At 33.2% G+C, this 22291-nt stretch carries 18 protein-coding genes; 15 read left to right on the plus strand and 3 right to left on the minus strand.

All coding sequences use genetic code 11. From position 1 onward, the window contains the following. Positions 1-93: 93 nt before the first annotated feature. Positions 94-2229 carry an alkaline phosphatase family protein gene (locus FND99_RS01335; RefSeq protein WP_144336200.1) on the minus strand — a complete coding sequence of 712 codons (2136 nt, stop codon included), beginning with the start codon at positions 2227-2229 and terminating at the stop codon, positions 94-96. A 215-nt stretch (positions 2230-2444) separates the two neighbouring features. Here FND99_RS01335 and FND99_RS01340 point away from each other — a divergent pair, with 215 nt between their 5' ends. From FND99_RS01340 to FND99_RS01390, 11 genes are all read left to right on the plus strand, one after another. Next, positions 2445-3110, plus strand: coding sequence for a response regulator transcription factor (locus FND99_RS01340; RefSeq protein WP_144336201.1), 666 nt, complete (start codon positions 2445-2447; stop codon positions 3108-3110). Continuing rightward, entirely contained in the window at positions 3111-4517 is a 1407-nt protein-coding gene (locus FND99_RS01345) for a sensor histidine kinase (protein WP_144336202.1), read from the plus strand. It abuts the gene before it with no gap. A gap of 304 nt (positions 4518-4821) precedes the next feature. Continuing rightward, entirely contained in the window at positions 4822-5679 is an 858-nt protein-coding gene (hisG, locus tag FND99_RS01350; protein ID WP_144336203.1) for an ATP phosphoribosyltransferase, read from the plus strand. A gap of 129 nt (positions 5680-5808) precedes the next feature. Beyond that, positions 5809-7092: a histidinol dehydrogenase gene (hisD, locus tag FND99_RS01355; RefSeq protein WP_144336204.1), complete on the plus strand. Its 1284-nt coding sequence runs from the start codon at positions 5809-5811 to the stop codon at positions 7090-7092. Positions 7093-7184: 92 nt separating this feature from the next. Continuing rightward, positions 7185-8231, plus strand: a complete 1047-nt coding sequence (hisC, locus tag FND99_RS01360; RefSeq protein WP_144336205.1) for a histidinol-phosphate transaminase — start codon at positions 7185-7187, stop codon at positions 8229-8231. 171 nt (positions 8232-8402) lie between these two features. Continuing rightward, positions 8403-9539, plus strand: coding sequence for a bifunctional histidinol-phosphatase/imidazoleglycerol-phosphate dehydratase HisB (hisB, locus tag FND99_RS01365; protein WP_144336206.1), 1137 nt, complete (start codon positions 8403-8405; stop codon positions 9537-9539). Positions 9540-9607: 68 nt separating this feature from the next. Then, on the plus strand, positions 9608-10189 hold the full coding sequence (hisH, locus tag FND99_RS01370; protein ID WP_144336207.1) for an imidazole glycerol phosphate synthase subunit HisH: 582 nt from the start codon (positions 9608-9610) through the stop codon (positions 10187-10189). Positions 10190-10274: 85 nt separating this feature from the next. After that, positions 10275-11000 (plus strand): 1-(5-phosphoribosyl)-5-[(5-phosphoribosylamino)methylideneamino]imidazole-4-carboxamide isomerase, encoded by a 726-nt coding sequence (hisA, locus tag FND99_RS01375; protein WP_144336208.1) that lies wholly within the window; start codon positions 10275-10277, stop codon positions 10998-11000. 73 nt (positions 11001-11073) lie between these two features. Next, on the plus strand, positions 11074-11829 hold the full coding sequence (gene hisF, locus FND99_RS01380) for an imidazole glycerol phosphate synthase subunit HisF (RefSeq protein WP_144336209.1): 756 nt from the start codon (positions 11074-11076) through the stop codon (positions 11827-11829). 100 nt (positions 11830-11929) lie between these two features. Further along, entirely contained in the window at positions 11930-12526 is a 597-nt protein-coding gene (gene hisIE / locus FND99_RS01385) for a bifunctional phosphoribosyl-AMP cyclohydrolase/phosphoribosyl-ATP diphosphatase HisIE (protein WP_144336210.1), read from the plus strand. An 80-nt stretch (positions 12527-12606) separates the two neighbouring features. Further along, on the plus strand, positions 12607-13320 hold the full coding sequence (locus FND99_RS01390) for a hypothetical protein (protein ID WP_144336211.1): 714 nt from the start codon (positions 12607-12609) through the stop codon (positions 13318-13320). 98 nt (positions 13321-13418) lie between these two features. Here FND99_RS01390 and FND99_RS01395 read toward each other — a convergent pair whose 3' ends face one another. Then, the gene (locus FND99_RS01395; RefSeq protein WP_144336212.1) at positions 13419-14117 is read right to left on the minus strand and encodes a carbohydrate-binding family 9-like protein; all 699 of its coding nucleotides are present in this window, start codon (positions 14115-14117) and stop codon (positions 13419-13421) included. A gap of 168 nt (positions 14118-14285) precedes the next feature. On the opposite strand from FND99_RS01395, the gene FND99_RS01400 reads away from it, so the two are divergent. Next, positions 14286-15941 carry a M1 family metallopeptidase gene (locus FND99_RS01400; protein WP_144336213.1) on the plus strand — a complete coding sequence of 552 codons (1656 nt, stop codon included), beginning with the start codon at positions 14286-14288 and terminating at the stop codon, positions 15939-15941. A 243-nt stretch (positions 15942-16184) separates the two neighbouring features. Here the strand turns inward: FND99_RS01400 and FND99_RS01405 are convergent, their stop codons facing one another. Further along, positions 16185-17729 carry a hypothetical protein gene (locus FND99_RS01405; protein ID WP_144336214.1) on the minus strand — a complete coding sequence of 515 codons (1545 nt, stop codon included), beginning with the start codon at positions 17727-17729 and terminating at the stop codon, positions 16185-16187. A gap of 155 nt (positions 17730-17884) precedes the next feature. On the opposite strand from FND99_RS01405, the gene FND99_RS01410 reads away from it, so the two are divergent. The 3 genes from FND99_RS01410 to ilvD all read left to right on the plus strand — a co-directional run bounded on the left by FND99_RS01410 (position 17885) and on the right by ilvD (position 22191). Further along, positions 17885-19060, plus strand: coding sequence for a 2-isopropylmalate synthase (locus tag FND99_RS01410; protein WP_081909306.1), 1176 nt, complete (start codon positions 17885-17887; stop codon positions 19058-19060). Between the two features lie 69 nt (positions 19061-19129). Continuing rightward, positions 19130-20248: a 3-isopropylmalate dehydrogenase gene (gene leuB, locus FND99_RS01415; RefSeq protein ID WP_144336215.1), complete on the plus strand. Its 1119-nt coding sequence runs from the start codon at positions 19130-19132 to the stop codon at positions 20246-20248. Between the two features lie 269 nt (positions 20249-20517). Further along, positions 20518-22191 carry a dihydroxy-acid dehydratase gene (ilvD, locus tag FND99_RS01420; RefSeq protein ID WP_144336216.1) on the plus strand — a complete coding sequence of 558 codons (1674 nt, stop codon included), beginning with the start codon at positions 20518-20520 and terminating at the stop codon, positions 22189-22191. Positions 22192-22291: the final 100 nt, after the last annotated feature.

Here is a 22291-nt window from a genome sequence, read left to right on the forward strand (position 1 = left end):
AGTTTCAGGTTGACTGAGAGATAAAAGAAAAGCCTCAAATTCATTTGAATTTGAGGCTTTTCTTTTATCTAAAATCTAAAATCTTTTCTCTCTCTAGTGAGACTTTGCATAGAGCGTTTTATTCTTTGCTTTTACACCTTCAAACTGATATTGTTTTTCTTTCAATAAATAGGATGCGGACTGATAGAATGAAATAGCATCATTTACTAAATCCGTTCTTTCGGTTTTTAAAGGGATTTCTTCGTATAAAACTTGAAATTCTGGAGCAACTTCTTCGGTTGGTTTTACTTTTAAAGAATACTGTTTTACAACTTGTTTTGGTGATAAAATAGTTAATACATTATCTTTAATTAAACCTAAATCTTGATAAGTTGCAATAAATGCTCTTGGTTTATAATCAGCTTTGAAAACATCCTGTCCAAAAAATTTGCTTTCATAATCAAAATGCAATAATCCGAAAAGCGTTGGCATCACATCAATTTGCGACATTAATTGATTGTATTGGGCAGGCTTTTTATTTGGGTCATAAATAAAGCCCGGAATTCTATATTTGTCTAATGGCAATTCCGTTTTTCCTGCACTTGAAGCACAGTGATCAGCAACAATAACAAAAATAGTATTTTTAAACCAAGGCTGTTTGCTTGCCATTTCGAAGAATCTCTTAAGAGCAAAATCCGTATATTTTACACCGCCTTCGCGCGATTTTATGTCTCCAGGAATATCGATTTTGTTATTTGGATATGTAAAAGGTCTGTGATTGCTAACCGTCATGATATGATTAAAGAAAGGCTTGTTTTCCTTCGCTTCAGCATTCATCACTTTGATTGCCTTGTTGTACATATCTTCGTCACAAACTCCCCAAACATTTGAAAAAGTGATTTCTTCAGGTGAAAAACTCGATTTGTCTATAATTTGATAACCATTTCCAGAATAAAAATCCTGCATATTATCAAAAAACGCATCGCCTCCGTACATGAATTTTACGTTGTAGCCTTTTTGTTTGAAAACAGCTCCAGTTGAAAATTTATTTTTATTGTCTTCACGTTTTACAACGCTTTCTCCAGCAGTTGGAGGCAAGCACAAAGTCACTGCTTCAAGGCCACGAACAGTACGGTTTCCTGCAGCGTATAAGTTTGTGAATTGAAGGCTTTTTTGCGCTAAACTATCTAAAAATGGTGTAATATTCTGCTTGTTTCCATATGCTTTCATGAAATCGGCACTATAGCTTTCAATCGTAATTAAAACAACATTTTTATGGATTTCAAGAGAATCTCCGGTAATGGTTCTAGCCGTGCTTTCGCCAGAAATCGAAGGATAATGTTTCTTTAACATAGCAAATGCCTCTTGATTTGGAAGTGTTTTGTAAAACTTCAAATAATCAAGTTTGTTGTTTTGGAAAGCTAAATAAAACTTATATAATCCGTTAGATTGCAATTCGTTAACGAAAACATTTTTCGAATTTTCTGTTTTGGCAAATAATGGAATGGCTACCAATGAAACGGCGAATAGAACAATGTAAATTGCAGAGAATTTGATTTTTTCAGTGAAGTTCGGAATTTCTTTGATGAAATTACCTGAACGCTTCAATATAAAATAAGTTACCGTAGCAGATACTAAAAATAAAGCCGAAAATAATGGAATCACAGGATATGACTGCATAATGTTTCCGATTACTTCGTTTGTGTAAATCAAATAGTTAACGGCTATAAAGTTGTATTTTACGCCAAATTCATTCCAAAAGAAATATTCGCTTAAACCATTTTGAAGAATCAATACTACGTAAAGAAAAACGACAAAAGCAAACATCCAAAAACGGATTTTGTCTCTCCATTTTGGAAGAAAAAGAAAAAGTGCAAAAAGAGCCGTTTTTATTCCAACGAAAATCAAAACTATTCTTGGTAAAGCGCCTCCGTATTCGTCAAAAATACTTTTTCCAGAAGCGATATAAAGAAATAAAGCTACAAAAGCGCCTAGAATAACATAACCATAAGGCTTGTTGTATTTTGAATTGGAAACAAATATTAAGTAAAGCCACAAAAAAACACTTGCGATAACAAAAACAAAGAAATCTGATATCAATCCCAATGAAAAAATCTTCAAACTGTCCAGAATTGTAAAGCTGCTTTGTGTAATTGGGTGGAAAAAAAGAACAATTCGCAAAAGAAAACTAACAATAAAATAGAAGAATGCGAGATTGTAAAACGGTGATAGTTTTTTGTAAAAAATCATGTTGTGGTAATTTTTGCAAAATTAATTTTTATTGATGAAAACAAGATGAAGTTAGGCTTTTACCTTGCTTAGTGTTAACTTAATGTTCCCTTAAGATTACGCAAAAATATGGTAGGTTAAAGGCATTTGAGTTGTTTTTTACCAATTTCTCTCCGTTAAAATAGGTATCTTTGAAAAATCATTAATACAGATTAATCTTAATTAAATCAAAATACATGCATATTTTAATAGTAGAAGATGAATTAGGAATTGTACAATTTTTGCAGCAAGGACTGCAGGAAGAGGGTTATTTGGTTACAACAGCAAATGACGGATCTAAAGGTTTTGAATTGGTGCAAAATCATCAATATGACTTGATTTTACTGGATTGGATGCTTCCTAAAATCAACGGATTAGATTTATGCAAAGCCATCAGAATCAAGGATCAGCATACGCCAATAATTTTTTTGACAGCAAAAGACACCGTTCAAGAAACTGTTGCGGGCTTAAAAGCAGGTGCGAATGATTACATCAAAAAACCTTTTAGTTTTGAAGAATTGGTGGAGCGAATCAAGGTTCATTTTAGACATAAAAAAGAAGACAAAGAACTTACTCTAGGAACTATAAAAATTGATCTTTCGAAACATATTGTTTTGAAAAATGAAGAAGAAGTCACGCTGACACAGCGAGAATTCGAGCTTTTGACCTATTTAATTCAGAATAAAGGGAAAGTTTGTACTCGAAATCAAATTTTAAAGGACGTTTGGGATATTAATTTTGAATATGATACCGGTGTAATTGATGTTTTTATGAACGCTATTAGAAAAAAACTCAATTTAAAAATCGAGGAAGATTATATAAAGACGATTCGCGGAATTGGTTATATCGCAAATGACTTATAAATGACACAGCTTTCGTTCAAAAATAGAATCGCTTTAAACTATATAATCACAACAGGCTTGCTGATTTTAGTGGTTTTTTCAGCAACTTATTTTACAGTAAAATTCACTGTTTATAAGCATATTGATGAAAATTTAATGATTGAAATTCAAGATCATTTAAAAGAAATCAGGGTTGAAAATAAAAAAGTGATTTTTATGGACGCCGAAGAGTGGGAGGAACGCGAACATAATTCGGTAGATGTAAATCCGGTTTTCGTTCAGTTTTTGGATTTGAATAAAAAAATCATTGAAAAGTCTCCCAATTTAAAGAACGAAGTTTTAGTTTATCATGAAAGCAAAGATCACTATGAACTCTTTGATACCAAGCTTTTAAATAATAAAATCAGACAAATTCAGATTCCACTTCATATAAAGTCAAAGAAAATTGGGTATCTGATTATTGCAATGTCATTGGCAGATTCAGTTAAAGTATTAAAAAATCTTTTCGATACTTTATTGATAGCTTTTCCTATCATTTTGGTTTTATTGTTTTTGATTGCGCGTTTCTTTGCAGGTAGAAGTATAAGGCCAATAAACGCCATCATAAATACATCAAGAGTTATTACAAAAGATAATTTGAAAACCAGAATTCCGTTGCCAAAAACACGTGACGAATTGTTTACACTTTCAAAAACAATAAATAATTTACTAAACAGAATTGAAGACGCAATTGAGCGCGAAAAACAATTCACTTCCGATGCTTCTCATGAGTTAAGAACACCACTAACCGTTATTAAAGGAACACTTGAAGTACTTATTCGTAAACCTAGAGACAACAAGGAATACGAAGAAAAAATAAATTATTGTATTAATGAAGTTGACCACTTAAATACATTGGTAGATCAATTGCTTTTGATGGCGCGTTTTGAGAATCAAAAACAAAACATTAGCACCGAATCGGTTTATTTGAATGCTTTGATTTTGGATGTTTTGACTTTGAATTCAGAAAAAATTAGCAGCAAAAAATTAGAGGTGAAATTTGATGCGATGGCCGATTGCTATATTCAGTCAGATAACTTTTTGGTGATTACCATTTTAAGAAACATTATTTCTAATGCTATTAAATATACTAATAACGGTGGCAATATTTTGATTTCGCTTTTAAAACAAAACGACAAAACAATACTTAAGATTAAGGATAACGGAATAGGAATTGCGAAAGGCGATTTAGAATCAATTTTAAATCCGTTTTTTAGATCAAATTCAACCGATCATCCTGAAATTAAAGGAACTGGACTAGGATTGTCGATTGTAAAAAGAACTACACAATTGCTAAATATCAAATTTAAAATTGAGAGCGAATTAGAAGTTGGAACAACGGTAATTTTGACTTTTAATGAAAAATATGAAAACGTTATCGTAAATTGAAAATATGTAGTGAAAAAGGAGGCCTTGCCTTTTTTTAACAATAAACTTTAGTTAAGTTAAATTAAAAATTGCTTTTTTATGAAATTAACTAGTATATTTGCAACCGAATCAAAGAATTATAAAACAAACCAAACAATGATTTCAATTCAATTACATCATCATCATTTACATTATTGCTCTCAAGCGATGTGTTAATGGTATGCATGTAAATCATCATATTTTAAAACCCGTTTGAGTACATCAAACGGGTTTTTTTATACCAATTCTTTGTACTCAAACTATTAATCAAACAAACAACTGAAAAATGAGTACTTTAAAAATTGCAATTCAAAAATCTGGTCGCTTAAACGAAGACAGCATTCAAATTCTAAAAGACTGCGGTATTTCAATCAATAACGGAATTGACCAGTTAAAAGCCGAAGCTTCAAATTTTCCTCTTGAAGTTTTATATCTTCGAAATTCAGATATTCCTCAATATCTGATAGATGGAGTAGTAGATTTAGCTATTGTTGGCGATAATCTTTTAGTGGAAAAAGGCAAAGGAATCGAAGTTGTACAGAAGCTAGGTTTCTCAAAATGCAAAGTTTCTGTGGCAGTTCCTAAGACTTTTGAATACAATTCGATTCAGGATTTGGCAGGACTTCGTATTGCAACTTCTTATCCAAATACGGTTAATGAATATTTTAGTAAATTTGGGTTAAAAGTCGATATTCACCAAATTTCTGGATCTGTTGAAATCGCACCAAATATTGGTCTAGCCGATGCAATTGTCGATATTGTTTCCAGTGGAAGCACTTTATTCAAAAACAATTTAAAAGAAGTTGAAGTTATTTTGAAAAGTGAGGCAGTTTTGGCTGTTTCTCCAAAAGTTTCTCCAGAAATTCAAAAACACATTGATACATTAAAATTCAGAATTCAGGCCGTTTTAAGAGCTAGAAATTCGAAATATATTTTGATGAACGTTCCAAATGACAAAATTGATGCAGTTGGAAAAATTCTTCCAGTTTTAAGAAGTTTGACAGTATTGCCCTTGGCACAAGAAGGCTGGAGCAGTGTTCACTCGGTAATTGATAAAGATACTTTTTGGGATGTAATCGATCAATTAAAAGAAGTTGGCGCCGAAGGAATTTTAGTTTGCCCAATCGAGAAAATGGTTCTTTAGGGCTTTCGCCCGCTTTAGGCAGTAGGCTTTAAGCTTTAGGCTTTTGAAAAGCTTGCTCCTCATGCAAAAAATAAACACAACGTTAATAAAGCCTAAAGCCTACAGCTTAAAGCTTAAAGCTTAAAAAAAATGAATATAATAGACAATCCAAAACCAGAAAGCTGGTCAGATATATTAAAAAGACCAACACAAACAATTGATGATATTGAGGTTACGGTAAAAGAAATCTTCAAAGAAATTCAGAGAAAAGGAGATGAAGCTGTTGCTAAATATACTTCAATTTTCGACGGAATTTCGTTAGATAATTATGAAGTTTCTGAAGAAGAAATTCAAAAAGCAGTAAAACTAATTCCGACTGAATTAAAAGAAGCGATTCAGTTGGCAAAAGACAATATTTATAAGTTTCACAACGCTCAAAAAACGGAGAGAATTGAAATTGAAACTATTGAAGGAGTAAACTGTTGGCAGGAAAAAAGACCAATTCAAAAAATTGGGTTATATATTCCGGGTGGAACGGCGCCTTTGTTTTCAACGGTTTTAATGCTTGCTGTTCCTGCTGAAATTGCTGGAAGCAAGGAAATTGTTTTGTGTTCTCCACCAGATAAATTTGGAAAAATAAATCCTGCTATTTTGTATGCTGCAAATTTATGTGGTGTGACTAAAATTTTAAAAGTTGGCGGAATTCAGGCGATTGCCGGAATGACCTTTGGTACACAATCTATTCCAAAAGTGTATAAGATTTTCGGACCAGGAAATCAATTTGTGACTGTGGCGAAACAGTTGGCGACGCAATTTGGAGTAGCGATCGATATGCCGGCCGGCCCATCAGAATTGTTGATTGTTGCTGATGATACAGCAGTTCCAGAATTCGTGGCTTCCGATTTATTGTCTCAAGCAGAACACGGAACTGATAGTCAAGTAATTTTAGTTTCGACTTCCAGAAAATTGATTAGCGAAGTTGAAGAAGAAATTCAGTCGCAGCTTGAAGTGCTTCCGCGAAAAGCAATTGCGGCAAAAGCGATCGAAAATTCAAAATTGATTTATGTTGAAAATGATCAAATTGCACTTGATTTAATCAATGAATATGGTCCTGAACATTTTATCATTTGTTCTGAATATGATGATTTCTATTGTAACGGAATCGTAAATGCAGGTTCTGTTTTTATTGGGAATTATACTCCTGAGAGTGCTGGAGATTATGCTTCGGGTACAAATCATACACTTCCAACAAACGGTTATGCGAAAAATTACAGCGGAGTAAATCTTGATAGTTTTATGAAATCAATGACTTTTCAGAAAATTTCAAAAACAGGAATTCAAAACATTGGAAGCGCGATTGAAACAATGGCTGAGGCTGAAGGTTTGCAAGCGCATAAAAATGCTGTAACATTGAGATTGAAGAGTTTGGATTAAGAAAGAGGCAAGAACAAAGAACAAAGAATACAGTATGATGAGAAGTCTTTTGTCTTTCATCTTGATTCTTTCTTCTCAAAAAAATAAAAGAAATGAAATTCGATATAAATACAATAACACGTGAAAACGTAAAAAAATTAAAGCCTTATTCGTCTGCGAGAGATGAGTTTGAGGATTTTGATACAGCCGAAATGATTTTTTTGGATGCCAATGAAAATCCGTATCAAAATGGCGTAAATCGTTATCCAGACCCGCAACAGAATTCGGTTAAAGCGATTTTAGCAAAAAACAATAATACCAAACAAAGTCAGATTTTATTAGGAAATGGAAGCGATGAAGTTTTAGATTTACTTTTCAGAGCTTTTTGTGAGCCTAAAAAAGATAATATTATTTCGTTGCCACCAACGTACGGAATGTATGGCGTCTTGGCAAATATTAATGCGGTCGAAAACAGAGAAATTCTGCTTTCAAATGATTTTCAGCCACAGGTTGAAAAGATTTTAGAAGCAGTTGATGAGAATACAAAAATCATCTTTTTATGTTCGCCTAATAATCCTACGGGAAATTCTTTTTCAGATGAAAGTGTAGTGAAATTACTTCAAAATTTTAAAGGATTAGTAGTAATTGATGAAGCGTACATCGACTTTTCGGAGAAAGAAAGCTGGTTGACAGAAATTGACGAATATCCAAATTTGGTTATCACACAAACGCTTTCAAAAGCATATGGTTTGGCCGGAATTCGTTTAGGAATTTGTTATGCTTCTGAAGCTGTTATTTCGGTTTTGAACAAAATCAAACCTCCTTATAATGTAAACGAACTGACGCAACAAAGAGCAAAAGAACGTTTGAAAGATTCTGAAAAAATTAAACAAGAAATAGCTTCAATTATTGAACAAAGAGAAGAATTACTTAAAGTATTGCTTGAAGTAAGTTTTGTTGAAAAAGTATATCCAACAGAAGCCAATTTTATTCTGGCGAAAGTGGATGATGCCAATAAAAGATATGATCAATTAATCCAAAAAGGAATTGTAATTCGTAACAGAACGACACAGCCTTTATGTGAAAATTGTCTTCGCTTTACAATTGGAACAAAAGAAGAAAACGCTGTTGTAATTAAGGAATTGAAATTATTGAGCTAAAAATGTTATTGGCCACAGATTATACAGATTAAAATGATTTTATTCTGTTTGTGTATTTTTTGCCACGAATTACACAAATTATCACGAATTTAATTAGTGCAAATTAGTGTAATTCGTGGCAAAAAGAAAAATCCATTTAATCTGTGAAATCTGTGGCAAAAAAAGAAATATATGAAAAAAATACTTTTTATCGATCGTGACGGAACAATCGTTTTAGAACCTAAAGATTTGCAATTAGACAGTTTGGATAAATTAGAATTTTATCCAAAAGCGTTTCAATATCTGGCTAAAATTGCTAACGAATTAGATTACGAATTAGCAATGGTAACCAATCAAGACGGACTAGGAACGGATAGTTTTCCAGAAGACACGTTTTGGCCAACGCAAAATTTTATTTTGAAAGCGTTTGAAAACGAAGGAGTTGTTTTTGATGAGATTTTCGTTGATCGAACTTTTCCAGAAGAAAATGCACCAACGCGCAAACCTAGAACCGGAATGCTTACTAAATATTTGAACAATCCGGAATATGATTTGACTAATTCTTTTGTTTTAGGCGATCGTTTGACGGATGTCGAATTGGCCAAAAACCTTGGTGCAAAAGCCATTTTCATGAATGATACCGATGGAGCAGGAAGTAATGAAATTTCGTCAAAACGTGAAGAATTAGACGAAACAATTGTTTTACAATCAATGGATTGGAAGAAAATTTATGAGTTTTTGAAATTAGAAGCACGTTCGGCTTCAATTACTCGTAAAACCAATGAAACTGATATTTATATCAACTTAAACCTTGACGGAACAGGAAAAAGCAAAATCGATACCGGAATTGCCTTTTTCGACCATATGTTGGATCAAATTTCGCGTCACGGTCAAATGGATCTTGAAATCCTTGTAAAAGGCGATTTAGAAGTTGATGAGCATCATACAATCGAAGATACTGCAATTGCTCTTGGAGAAGTTTTCGCGAAAGCGTTAGGAAATAAACTAGGAATCGAGCGCTACGGATTCTGTTTGCCAATGGACGATTGCTTGGCACAAGCCGCAATTGATTTTGGAGGGAGAAACTGGTTGATTTGGGAAACCGAATTCAAACGTGAAATGGTAGGTAAAATGCCAACTGAAATGTTTTATCATTTCTTCAAATCATTCACAGACGGCGCAAAAGCCAACTTAAATATCAAAGCTGAAGGAATCAACGAACATCATAAAATTGAAGCGATTTTTAAAGCTTTCGCGAAAGCAATAAAAGTAGCCGTAAAAAGAGATACCGAAAAAATGATTTTGCCTTCAACGAAAGGAATGTTGTAAAACGCTGTAAGCTATAAGCAATAGGCAATAAGCCTAAAGCTTACGGCTTAAAGCTTAAAGCTTTTTTAATGAAAATAGTAATTATAAATTACGGAGCAGGAAATATTCAGAGCATTATGTTTGCTATTGAAAGACTGGGTTTTAAGGCCGTTTTGAGCAATAATCCTGAAGAAATAAAAGCGGCAGATAAGGTGATTTTTCCTGGTGTGGGCGAAGCTAGTTCGGCGATGGCTAAACTTTGCGAAAGTGGTTTGGATAGTTTGATTTCGAATTTGAAACAGCCAGTTTTAGGAATTTGCCTCGGAATGCAGTTGATGTGCAATAAAACTGAAGAAGGAAATACAGAAGGTTTAGGGATTTTTGATGTTGATGTTTTGAAATTTTCAAACAATGTAAAAGTACCGCAAATGGGCTGGAATCAGATTTATGATTTGAAATCGGACTTATTTAAAGGAATTTCTGAAAATGAGTTTATGTATCTGGTTCATAGTTTTTATGCGCCAAATTGCGATGAAGCCATTGCTACTACGAATTACGACGTTGAATACGCTTCTGCTTTGCAAAAAGATAATTTTTACGGAACTCAGTTTCACCCAGAAAAAAGTGGTGATGTTGGAGAGAAAATCCTCGGAAATTTTCTGAAGATGTAAATGTTTCAATATCAATCAAAATATCAAAAATCAATTTCAATTTTTAGAATCTAAAATCTAAAATCCGAAATCTAAAATTAAAAACATGAGAATAATACCAGCCATAGATATCATTGAAGGTAAATGCGTTCGTTTGTCCAAAGGTGATTATGATACCAAAATAATTTACAATGAAAATCCGCTTGAAGTCGCGAAATCATTTGAAGCACACGGAATTGAATATTTGCATTTAGTCGATTTAGACGGTGCAAAATCAAGCAAAATTGTCAACTATGAGATATTGGAACAAATCGCAACGCAAACGAGCTTAAAAATTGATTTTGGCGGCGGATTAAAATCAGATGATGATTTAAGAATTGCGTTTGAAAGCGGAGCAAACCAAATTACTGGTGGAAGCATTGCAGTCAAAAACAGAACTATTTTCGAAAAATGGATTTCAGAATATGGTTCTGATAAAATCATTTTAGGTGCTGATGCAAAAGACGAAAAAATAGCGGTTTCCGGTTGGTTAGAAGAATCAAATGAAGATTTGATTCCGTTTATTCAAGATTATCAAAATAAAGGAATTCAGTATGTTATCTGTACGGATATTGCAAAAGATGGAATGCTTGAAGGTCCAAGTTTTGATTTGTACAGCAAAATTTTAGCGGAAGCAAAAGGTATAAAACTAATAGCTTCTGGTGGAATTTCGACTTTTGATGAATTACCAAAACTTGCCGAATTAGGATGCGAAGGAACTATTATCGGTAAAGCAATTTACGAAGGAAGAATTAGTTTGAAACAGTTAGAAAATTATATAATTGGTTTATAGTTGTTAGTTGTCGGTTGATAGTATATCACTTTAACCAACAACAATCAACGAATAACCAACAACCAAACTAAAAATGTTAGCAAAAAGAATCATACCTTGTTTAGATATTAAAAACGGACGAACCGTAAAAGGTGTTAATTTCGTGGACTTACGCGATGCGGGTGATCCAGTCGAATTGGCAGAAATTTATTCGGCTGAAGGTGCAGACGAACTGGTTTTTTTAGACATTTCGGCAACTGAAGAACGTAGAAAAACATTGGTCAATATGGTGCGAAGTGTTGCAGAAAAAATCAATATTCCATTTACAGTTGGTGGTGGAATTTCATCTGTTGAAGACGTTGATATTCTGCTGAATAACGGAGCGGATAAAGTTTCGATAAATTCATCGGCAGTAAAAAATCCGCAATTGATCAATGATTTGGCACAAAAATTTGGAAGTCAATGCGTTGTTGTCGCAATCGACGCCAAACAAATTGACGGACAATGGATTGTGCATTTAGTTGGAGGGAAAGTTCCAACCGAATTAAACTTATTCGATTGGGCTGTGGAAGTGGCAGAACGAGGCGCTGGCGAAATCCTGTTCACATCGATGGATAACGACGGAACGAAAAACGGTTTTGCAAACGAGGCTTTGGCAAAACTTTCAGAATCAGTAAATATTCCAATCATTGCTTCTGGAGGAGCGGGAAATATTCAGCATTTTGTTGATTCTTTTAAAGAAGGAAAAGCAGACGCCGCTTTGGCAGCGAGCGTTTTTCACTTCAAAGAAATAGAGATAAAAGCTTTAAAACAAGAACTTAGAAGTAACGGAATTGAAGTTAGGCTTTAAAAAAGAAGCAAGAAACAAAAAGAAAGAGAAGATTCAAAATAAAAAAAAATAATAAGATTTCAGAGAATCAAAATCTAAAATCTAAAATCTAAAATCTAAAATGGAAATCGATATAAAAAGTGCGCATGGTTTAATTCCAGCAATAATTCAGGATTCAGAAACAAAAAATGTTTTGATGTTGGGGTATATGAATGAAGAATCGCTTCAAAAAACAATTGAAACGCAAAAAGTAACTTTCTTTAGCCGATCAAAACAAAGACTTTGGACAAAAGGCGAAGAAAGCGGCAATTTTTTAGAACTTGTAGATATTAAAAATGACTGCGATGGCGATACACTTTTGATTCAGGCAAAACCTGCGGGTCCAACGTGTCATACGGGTGCAGATACTTGCTGGCAAGAGCCTAATAATTCTAATTACGGTTTTATTTCGCAATTAGAAAACACGATAAAAACACGCAGAGAAAATGCTGACTCTGAGAAAAGTTATGTAGCCTCTTTATTCGAAAAAGGAATCAATAAAATTGCTCAAAAAGTTGGAGAAGAAGCTGTAGAAGTTGTTATTGAAGCAAAAGACAGTAATGATGACTTATTTTTAAGCGAAAGCGCCGATTTATTATTTCATTATTTGATTCTATTGCAGGCAAAAGGATATCAGTTAAATGATGTCGTTGACGTTTTAAAGAAACGTCAGAAATAATTTAAAATTGTGAAAAAATATTTACTAAATTATGTTAAAATAAAATTTATTTTTTGATATTTACGTAAATATTTTAAGCCATGGATATAGAGACATTCAGAAAGCGTTTTGTAAATCATTCTGATGAGGATTTAATTTTAATGCTTACAAAAAACGCCAGCAAATACAATCCTGATGCGCTAACTGTTGCAAAGGAAATTTTAATTGCCAGAAATATTGATATTGAAACCATTCTTAAAAATGAGAATGAAAACAATGAGAATTTAGGGGAGGAAGAGTTAGAAAGAAGATATATTGAAGAGCTTTCTCCTTTAGAACAAATTGAATATCTATCTTCAAAAAGGCTTGAATTTGAAGAAAATATCGAGGATTTAATTGAAGACAAAAATAAGGATTTGACAGACGCGGAACTTCTTTTAAGCTTTGAAGAAATTCTGGATCAAATTCTTAAAAATGGGAATTTCGGTGATTTGACTGATAATTATTCTAAAGAGAATTATTTTATCATCAGCAATATAATTGAGCAGCGAAGTGTTGAAATTCCAATGTCAATTCTGAAAAAAATTGACCGCATAAACGACATCTCAAGAAAAGATTTTTCTAAAAAGTTTACTCGAAATATCATTATTGGTCTAATACTTTTAACTGCTGGTTTGGTGTGTTCAATTGGAACCGGTGGCGGAATTATTTTTTACGGAGCAGTTTTGTCTGGCTTAGGATTAGTAATAAACGGATTTGCTGGCAAAAGAAATTTGAGACGAGGAGCACAAATTGGGCTTGAGTCTTATGGGTAATAATAACTAATTTTTTTCGTAATTAAACCGTTGAAAAACCAATAAATAACGCAACATCCGATTAAACGCATTAACAATTAAACGATTCAACAGTTAAACTAATTTACAAACTCAAAAACCGCAAATTCCTGTGGTTGATGAAACCCAAATTTCAGACTCTTATAGGGTTGTAAAGCAAGATACTCAGTAGTATTTCCATAATCGATTCTAAAAAGATTTCCTTTCCATTTTGTGCCAATTTTTGGTTTTATGAAATTGCCGTTTTCAATTTTTTCCAAGCTTGAAAACGGAATTTTAATCTCTGTACAAAATCCATTTTCGCTGATTTTGCTGGCAGTTTCAAGTCCGGCAATATCAAAAAGCATTGAAGTTTTCCAGCCTCCACATTCTGCAGAAATACATTTTAAAAGCATATCGTAATAGGCGGAATAAGCATTTACGCCAACTTCAATGTAATTTTTTCCATCACCGTCGGCATCGATGAAAATTTCTACTAAATCATCAGTATTAAAAATTTGAGAATCTTGTTTTTGAGGTTTTCCAATAATTTTAGAATCGGCAGAACGATAAGCGATATAGAGATTTTCGTCATTCCAAGAAAGTGAAACAAAAGTATCTTGAGTTGCTTTTTCGCCTGAATTATGAATTACAAAAGGACCCAAAAAAGGAGTTTTCCAATCAGACAAATCTCCGTCAATCGCCACTTTATCAGCTGTTTTATGTATTGCTATATTTTGGGAACGTATTGTACTTGAATAAGCGAATAAAAAAAATGAAAACACAGCAACAAATCTCATATTAAAAGTCTAAAAATTAGAAAGCACTAAAATAGAGAACAATAATCAATTTGTGGTCATTTTTTTTCTAACAGAAATCATAAAATTTTAAAATAATTAATCTGAATGTTTACATTTGTTACAGATTAAACAGGTTTAATTACCTTATTTATTACAAATTTATAAATAATGAGAAAATACTTAGGTGGCGCTTTTATCGCCTTTTTAGTTGGTTTCAGCACAAATGCTCAAGGACTTTTAAACAAGTCAGAAACTGTTTTTACGCATCAGGACACTTTGCGAGGCAGCATTACAAATGAAAGAGCTTGGTGGGATTTAAAATACTATCATTTAGATGTAAAGGTAAATCCGTCAGAAAAAACAATTACGGGTTCAAATACGGTTCGTTACACTGTTTTGACAGAAAACAACAGAATGCAAATTGATTTGCAGGAACCTATGCAGATTTATAAAGTAACTCAAAATGGGTTACCATTAAAGTTTGAAAGAGATGGAAATGCCTTCTTTATTACGTTAGCAGAAAAACAAAAAGTTGGAGATTCAAAAGAAATTATAATCTCATTTGGAGGAAAGCCTAAAGAAGCCGTAAGACCACCATGGGACGGCGGAATTACGTGGAAAAAAGATAAAAACGGAAAAGATTTCATTGCTTCATCTTGTCAAGGTCTTGGTGCGAGCGTTTGGTGGCCGTGCAAAGATCATATGTATGATGAAGTTGAAAACATGATGATTAGCGTAAATGTTCCTGGAGATTTAACTGATGTTTCGAACGGAAGACTGAAAAGCGTTAAAAAGGAAAAAGACGGGACAAAAACTTTTAATTGGTATGTTTCAAACCCAATCAACAATTATGGTGTGAACATCAATATTGGTGATTATGTGAATTTTTCTGAGAAATACAAAGGAGAAAAAGGCGATTTAGATTGTAATTATTATGTTTTGAGAGATAATTTGGCTTTAGCCAAAGAACAATTTAAAGATGCTCCAAGAATGTTGAAAGCATTTGAAAACTGGTTTGGACCTTATCCTTGGTACGAAGACAGTTATAAATTAGTCGAAGCGCCTTATTTAGGAATGGAACACCAAAGTTCTGTAACTTATGGAAACGGCTATAAAAATGGCTATTTAGGTCGTGATTTGAGTGGAACTGGCTGGGGGTTAAAATTTGATTTTATCATTATTCACGAATCTGGACATGAGTGGTTTGCGAACAATATCACATACAAAGATATTGCTGATATGTGGGTTCACGAAAGTTTTACAAACTATTCTGAAAGCCTTTTTCTCGAATATTATTACGGAAAAGATGCAGCTGCTGAATATATCATTGGATGCAGAAAAAACATTAAAAATGACACGCCAATTATTGGTCATTATGATGTAAATAACGAAGGATCAGGAGATATGTATCCAAAAGGTGCAAATATGCTTCATATGATTCGTCAAGTGATTAATGATGATGCAAAATGGAAATCGATTTTGAGAGGTTTAAATAAAACTTTTTATCACCAAACGGTTACAGGAAAACAGATTCAGGATTATATCAACGAACAATCTGGAATTAATTTCAACAGGGTTTTTGCACAATATTTGACCACAAATCAAATTCCGGTTTTTGAATATATGTTTAAAAATGGTACTTTTGGATACCACTGGACAAACTGTGTTGCCAAATTTGATATGCCAGTTAGAGTAAAATTAAATGGCGTTGAAATGTGGTTGAAGCCTACAACTGAATGGCAATCTGTAAAAACTGAAAACGAAGACAGAAAATTAGAAGTAGATAAAGATTTTTATGTAACGTCTTCGAATATAGTTGAATAAGTTTTTTTAAAGATTTTAATCATATGCTTAAAGTAAACCCGACAGGTTTTTAAAACCTGTCGGGCTTGTTGTTTGTGTATAGTATGTCATTTCGACCGGAGGGAGAAATCACACTAGTATTTCCGCAAGGATATCGCCAATCTTTGTGGAGTTTCGAGTGTGATTTCTCCCTTCGGTCGAAATGACAAAAAAAGCGTAAAAGATTAAATCTTTTACGCTTTTTTTTATTGGAATTTAAAACCTTTACCTGCTATTCAACTTAGCTTTTTCCTTAATAATATCAGCAATTTTGCGATTCTCGATTTTGCTTTCAAGCCAAGAAATAATATCTAAATAAAGGAAAGCTCTTTTTTCGTAAGTGTTTTTTTCAAGTTCTACAAAACGAGCATGCATTTTTTTGAATTCCTTTTTGATATCCGTTGGATAGAAGTTGTTTAAGTTTCTTAGGAATTTTATAATTTCTTTCTGAACTTCATGCAAATCGTTCATTTTCAGCAAGAACTTGTACGTGTTTTTCAGATGATTTTCTAAATAGTAATCTTTTCCTAATTCATAATGAGCAATTAAAGATAAAAGTCGGGCGAAACACATTAAATCTTCGCGCATGCTTAAGTTTTTGTTATTGATGATTTTATCCAAATAAAAAATACATTCGTTGTACTTTTCATTTCCAAAATAAATCGAAGCAATTTTATAGAAAAACAACATTTCGTGATGTTCGTCAAGATGTTCGCTATGTAATTTCAGTCTTTCTAAAATTTCCGGAATCAAATATTCGCTTTCTTCAAAAGTGCCTTCCAGAATATGAAGATTCAGCTTATTATTGTAAACATATAAAAATGATAGCGATGCAATGTTATCGTTAACCGGAAATTTATCATCTGCAATAGTCTCTTCTAAAAGCGTTAAATATTTTTTGAAATTAGACGTATATTTCAGCATATAAAGCGATTCTAGAAAATAATGATTTCCTTTTAAGAAAAACACCGGATTCAAATAAATCATATTCGGATTATCATAAAAGAGCGTAACCCATTTATACGCATATTTATAACTTGCCAAGAAGTCTTGAACCAAGAAACTGCGCCATAAATTAGCATTGTAAAACCAATATTTCTCTCTAAAACCAAACTTGCTTTCGTCTAGTTTTGCAATATGTCGGTTGAAATAATCGTCAATATATTTATATTCTTCATCGCTTTTTACGTAACCCGTTTTCAACATGATTCCGTATAATTGAAGCGATAAATTAGATAATTTGCTTGAAATTGTATTTCGATAATTCAATTCCTTTGCCTGAATAACTAATTCGTCAGCGCGACCTTGAATACTTCGGGTAATATATTGCGATTCGATCAGTTTTTCGAATTCTACAATCTCATACGCCATATATTTTTCGTCATTTTCTAAAGCTTGCTGTTTTGTCTTGTCCAGAATTTTTAAACTCTGTTTGTACAAGCCTTTATTATAAAGAATAACAGCAAAATCAATTTGTTCACGCAATTGATAGCGAATATTCTGGCTCGGAATATTTAGGCGAATGCTTACCAAAATTTGCTTGTACAAGTATGATTTTAAGTTAGATAGCTGTACTTTTTTGATGCTTCCGCTTTTCAGAATCAGCTTTTCATCATACGTTTCAGATTTGTCTAGAATATTAAACAATTCGATAAATTTTGTATTCGAACTGGTTTCTAAACGACTCGCAAAAATTTTAAATTGTCTTTTTTCAGATTTGGAAAGCGATTTTATCAGAACAAATAAGAAATCTTTTTGATGGTTAGCCATTGTAAAAAATAATAATATAACTTATTGATTATTAAGAGTTTAACTGAGTATAAATTGTTTTATGAACAGTATAATTTCATTAAAATGAATTTGGTACTGCATAAGTACAATATATATTTGTTATCACAATGTGAAATTACATTAAATAAATGAATATGAATAGAGAGAAAGTTCAAATTTTTGACACCACTTTGCGCGATGGTGAACAAGTTCCAGGATGTAAGTTAGATACTAACCAAAAATTAGTTATCGCAGAACGACTAGACAAAATGGGAGTTGATATTATCGAAGCAGGATTTCCTGTGTCAAGTCCGGGCGATTTTTTATCGGTCTCTGAGATTTGTAAAATTGTAGAAAATGCAACCGTCTGCGGATTAACGAGAGCCGTAAAAAATGACATTGATGTTGCTGCAGCTGCCTTAAAGCATGCGAAGAAACCTAGAATCCATACCGGAATCGGAACTTCAGAATCTCATATCCTCCATAAATTACAAACTACTCCAGAAGATATCATCGCTAGAGCGAAATTTGCTGTAGCTCATGCAAAATCATATGTAGAAGATGTTGAATTCTATGCTGAAGATGCAGGAAGAACTGATAATGCTTTCTTAGCAAAAGTTTGTGAAGAAGTTATCAAATCTGGTGCAACGGTATTAAATATTCCGGATACAACTGGATATTGCCTTCCTGAAGAATACGGAGCAAAAATTAAATACTTAAAAGAAAACGTAAAAGGAATCGAAAACGTAATCCTTTCATGTCACTGTCATAACGATTTAGGAATGGCAACTGCAAATTCAATTGCAGGTGCTATAAATGGAGCAAGACAAATCGAATGTACTATTAATGGTATTGGAGAAAGAGCTGGAAATACGGCACTTGAAGAAGTGGTGATGATTTTCAAACAACATCCATATTTAAATTTAGATACAAATATCAATACTAGAGAATTAAACGAAATGAGCCGTTTAGTTTCTGAAAGTATGGGAATGATTGTACAGCCAAATAAAGCTATCGTAGGAGCAAATGCTTTTGCACACAGTTCTGGAATTCACCAAGATGGTGTAATCAAAAACAGAGCAACTTACGAAATTATGGATCCATTAGATGTTGGAGTTAATGAATCTTCAATCATTTTAACTGCGAGAAGTGGTAGAGCAGCTTTAGCATACAGAGCTAAAAAAGTAGGTTACGAGCTTACAAAAGTACAATTAGATATTGTATACATTGAGTTTTTGAAATTCGCTGATATTAAAAAAGAAGTTGTTGATGCTGATATTCATCAAATTATCGAAGCTTCAAAAATTCAGGGAGAATTGATTAGAAGCTAATAAATAGAATAGACCCAAGAAGAAAGAGAAAAAAAAATAAAGATTTAAATACATAAAGAACGAGACGTTATGAATTTGAAAATAGCAGTTTTACCAGGAGACGGAATTGGACCAGAAGTAATTTTACAAGCCAAAAAAGCATTATATGCAATTGGCGAGGTGTACAATCATGAATTTGTTTTTGAAGAAGCGCTTATGGGTGCTGTTGCAATTGACAAAACAGGAAATCCACTCCCAGAACAAACGCTTAATCTTTGTTTGAATACTGATGCAGTTTTGCTTGGTGCTATTGGTGATCCAAAATATGATAACAACCCAAATGCAAAAGTTCGTCCGGAGCAAGGTTTGTTGAGACTTCGTAAAGAGCTTGGTTTGTTTGCTAATATTCGTCCTATTAAACCATATAAAGCCTTAATCGAATCTTCTCCTTTAAAAAGAGAAATTATTGAAGGAGCTGATTTCACCATTTTTAGAGAATTAACAGGTGGTGCTTATTTTGGTACAAAAACACTTAACGATGAAGGAACACACGCTTCGGATTTATGTGAATATTCAGAAGAAGAAATTACTAGAATTGCACATTTAGCTTTTAAATCGGCACAAAAACGACGCAAAAAGCTAACCATGGTTGATAAAGCAAATGTTTTGGAAACTTCAAGATTATGGAGAAAAGTAGTTCAGAAAGTGAGCGAAGATTATTCAGATGTAGCTTTAGATTTTTTATTTGTAGATAATGCAGCAATGCAACTGATTTTAAATCCAAAACAATTTGATGTGATTTTGACTGAGAACTTGTTTGGAGATATTTTATCTGATGAAGCAAGTGTAATAACAGGATCAATTGGTTTGTTGCCGTCAATATCTTTAGGAGAAAAAAATGCTTTGTTTGAGCCAATTCACGGATCATATCCACAGGCAAAAGGAAAAAACATTGCTAATCCAATTGCATCGATTTTGGCAGCAGCACTTTTGTTAGAACATTTTGGATTAACTAAAGAAGCTAATGTAATTTATAAAGCGGTAGAAAAAGCAATAGAATTTAAAGTAGTAACTGTTGATTTAAAACCAGATTCAAAATTCGGTACAAATGAAGTAGGGGAGTTTGTTTCAAATTTTATTTTCAGCAAAGATGACTTGTTGTATTTTAATAATGACAATGTTAGTATTGGACAATCAACAATTGTTTAAAGTTTTTATTAAAATACTGAAATAAATAACAAGAAGTATTATAAATGTTGAGATTTTATTTTTTTAGTTCTTAAAGTTTTTATACTTTTGTAACACTAAAAAATAGAAAAGATGCAAATCTCAATTATTATTACTTCTGTCGTTGTTGTCAATGTGTTTAGCACATCTGCAGCGGGAATGGTATAAATATAATTGAAAAACTATATTACAAACCTTCCAAATACTGGAAGGTTTTTTTTTGAATAAAATTTAAATAAAATAACACAATAATGGAATTAAATAAGTACAGCAAAACCATCACTCAAGATCAGACACAGCCTGCGGCGCAAGCAATGTTATATGGGATTGGTTTAACTGAAGAAGATTTGAAAAAAGCACAAGTTGGAATTGTGAGCATGGGTTACGATGGAAATACATGCAACATGCACTTGAATGATTTAGCAAAAGATGTTAAAAAAGGTGTTTGGGATGCAGATCTTGTCGGACTTATTTTTAATACTATTGGTGTTAGTGACGGAATTTCAAACGGAACCGAAGGAATGCGTTATTCATTAGTTTCTCGCGATGTAATTGCTGATTCTATTGAAACAGTAGTTGGTGCACAGTGGTACGATGGCGTAATTGCGATTCCAGGTTGTGATAAAAATATGCCAGGAGCCTTGATCGCAATGGGAAGATTAAACCGCCCGTCGATGATGGTTTACGGAGGATCAATCCATTCAGGAAAATGGAAAGGTGAATCTTTAAATATCGTTTCTGCTTTTGAAGCTTTAGGAAAAAAAGTAAAAGGAGAAATTACTCCAGAAGATTTTAAAGGTGTGATTCAAAATGCTTGTCCGGGTGCTGGTGCTTGTGGTGGAATGTACACTGCAAACACGATGTCATCTGCAATTGAAGCATTAGGAATGAGTTTGCCATACAGCTCTTCAAACCCTGCTTTAAGCCAAGAGAAAAGAGACGAATGTGTTGCGGCAGGTGAAGCAATTAAAATTTTATTAGAAAAAGATATCAAGCCAAGAGACATCATGACTCGTAAAGCTTTTGAAAATGCTATTACAATTGTAGCAGTTTTAGGAGGTTCTACAAATGCAGTTATGCACTTGATCGCGATGGCGCACTCAGTTGGAATTACAATCACTTTGGATGATTTTCAAGCAATAAACGACAGAACTCCTGTTCTTGCTGACATGAAACCAAGTGGAAAATATATGATGGAAGATATCCATGAAGTTGGAGGGATTCCTTCAGTTATGAAATATTTATTAAAAGTTGGATTGATTCACGGAGATTGTTTGACAGTAACAGGAAAAACAGTTGCTGAAAATTTGGCTTCGACTCCAGATTTACAAGATGGACAAGAAGTAATTCATGAAATTCAAAAAGCGTTAAAACCAACAGGAAATATTCAGGTTTTATACGGAAATCTTGCATCTGAAGGAGCTGTAGCAAAAATCAGCGGAAAAGAAGGAGAGTATTTTGAAGGACCTGCTGTTGTTTTTGAAGGTGAATTTGAAGTAATTCCGGGTCTTCAAGCCGGAAAGATCAAACCAGGCAATGTAGTCGTCATTAGAGGTTGTGGACCAAAAGGTGGTCCGGGAATGCCTGAAATGCTAAAACCTACATCTGCGATTATTGGAGCCGGATTAGGAAGCACCTGTGCACTAATCACAGACGGTAGATTTTCCGGAGGTTCACACGGTTTTGTGGTAGGCCACGTTACACCAGAAGCATATGATGGTGGAGGTATTGCGCTAGTAAAAGATGGAGATATAATCGCTATCGACGCTAAGAAAAATACAATCGACCTGAAGATATCTGACGAAGAATTCGCTGCTCGAAAAGCGGCTTGGGTTCAACCTCCTTTAAAAGTTGACAGAGGAGTTTTATTTAAATATGCAAAATCGGTTTCTAGTGCTTCAACAGGCTGTGTTACCGACAACTAATTAAAAAACAATTTCAAAAATCAATATCAATACCAATTACAAAAATCAATAGCAACGAAAAGAAATAAATAAAAGATCAATTAAAATTTATTATTGAAAT

Source organism: Flavobacterium daemonense (assembly GCF_007341385.1).
GTDB classification, from domain to species: Bacteria; Bacteroidota; Bacteroidia; order Flavobacteriales; family Flavobacteriaceae; genus Flavobacterium; species Flavobacterium daemonense.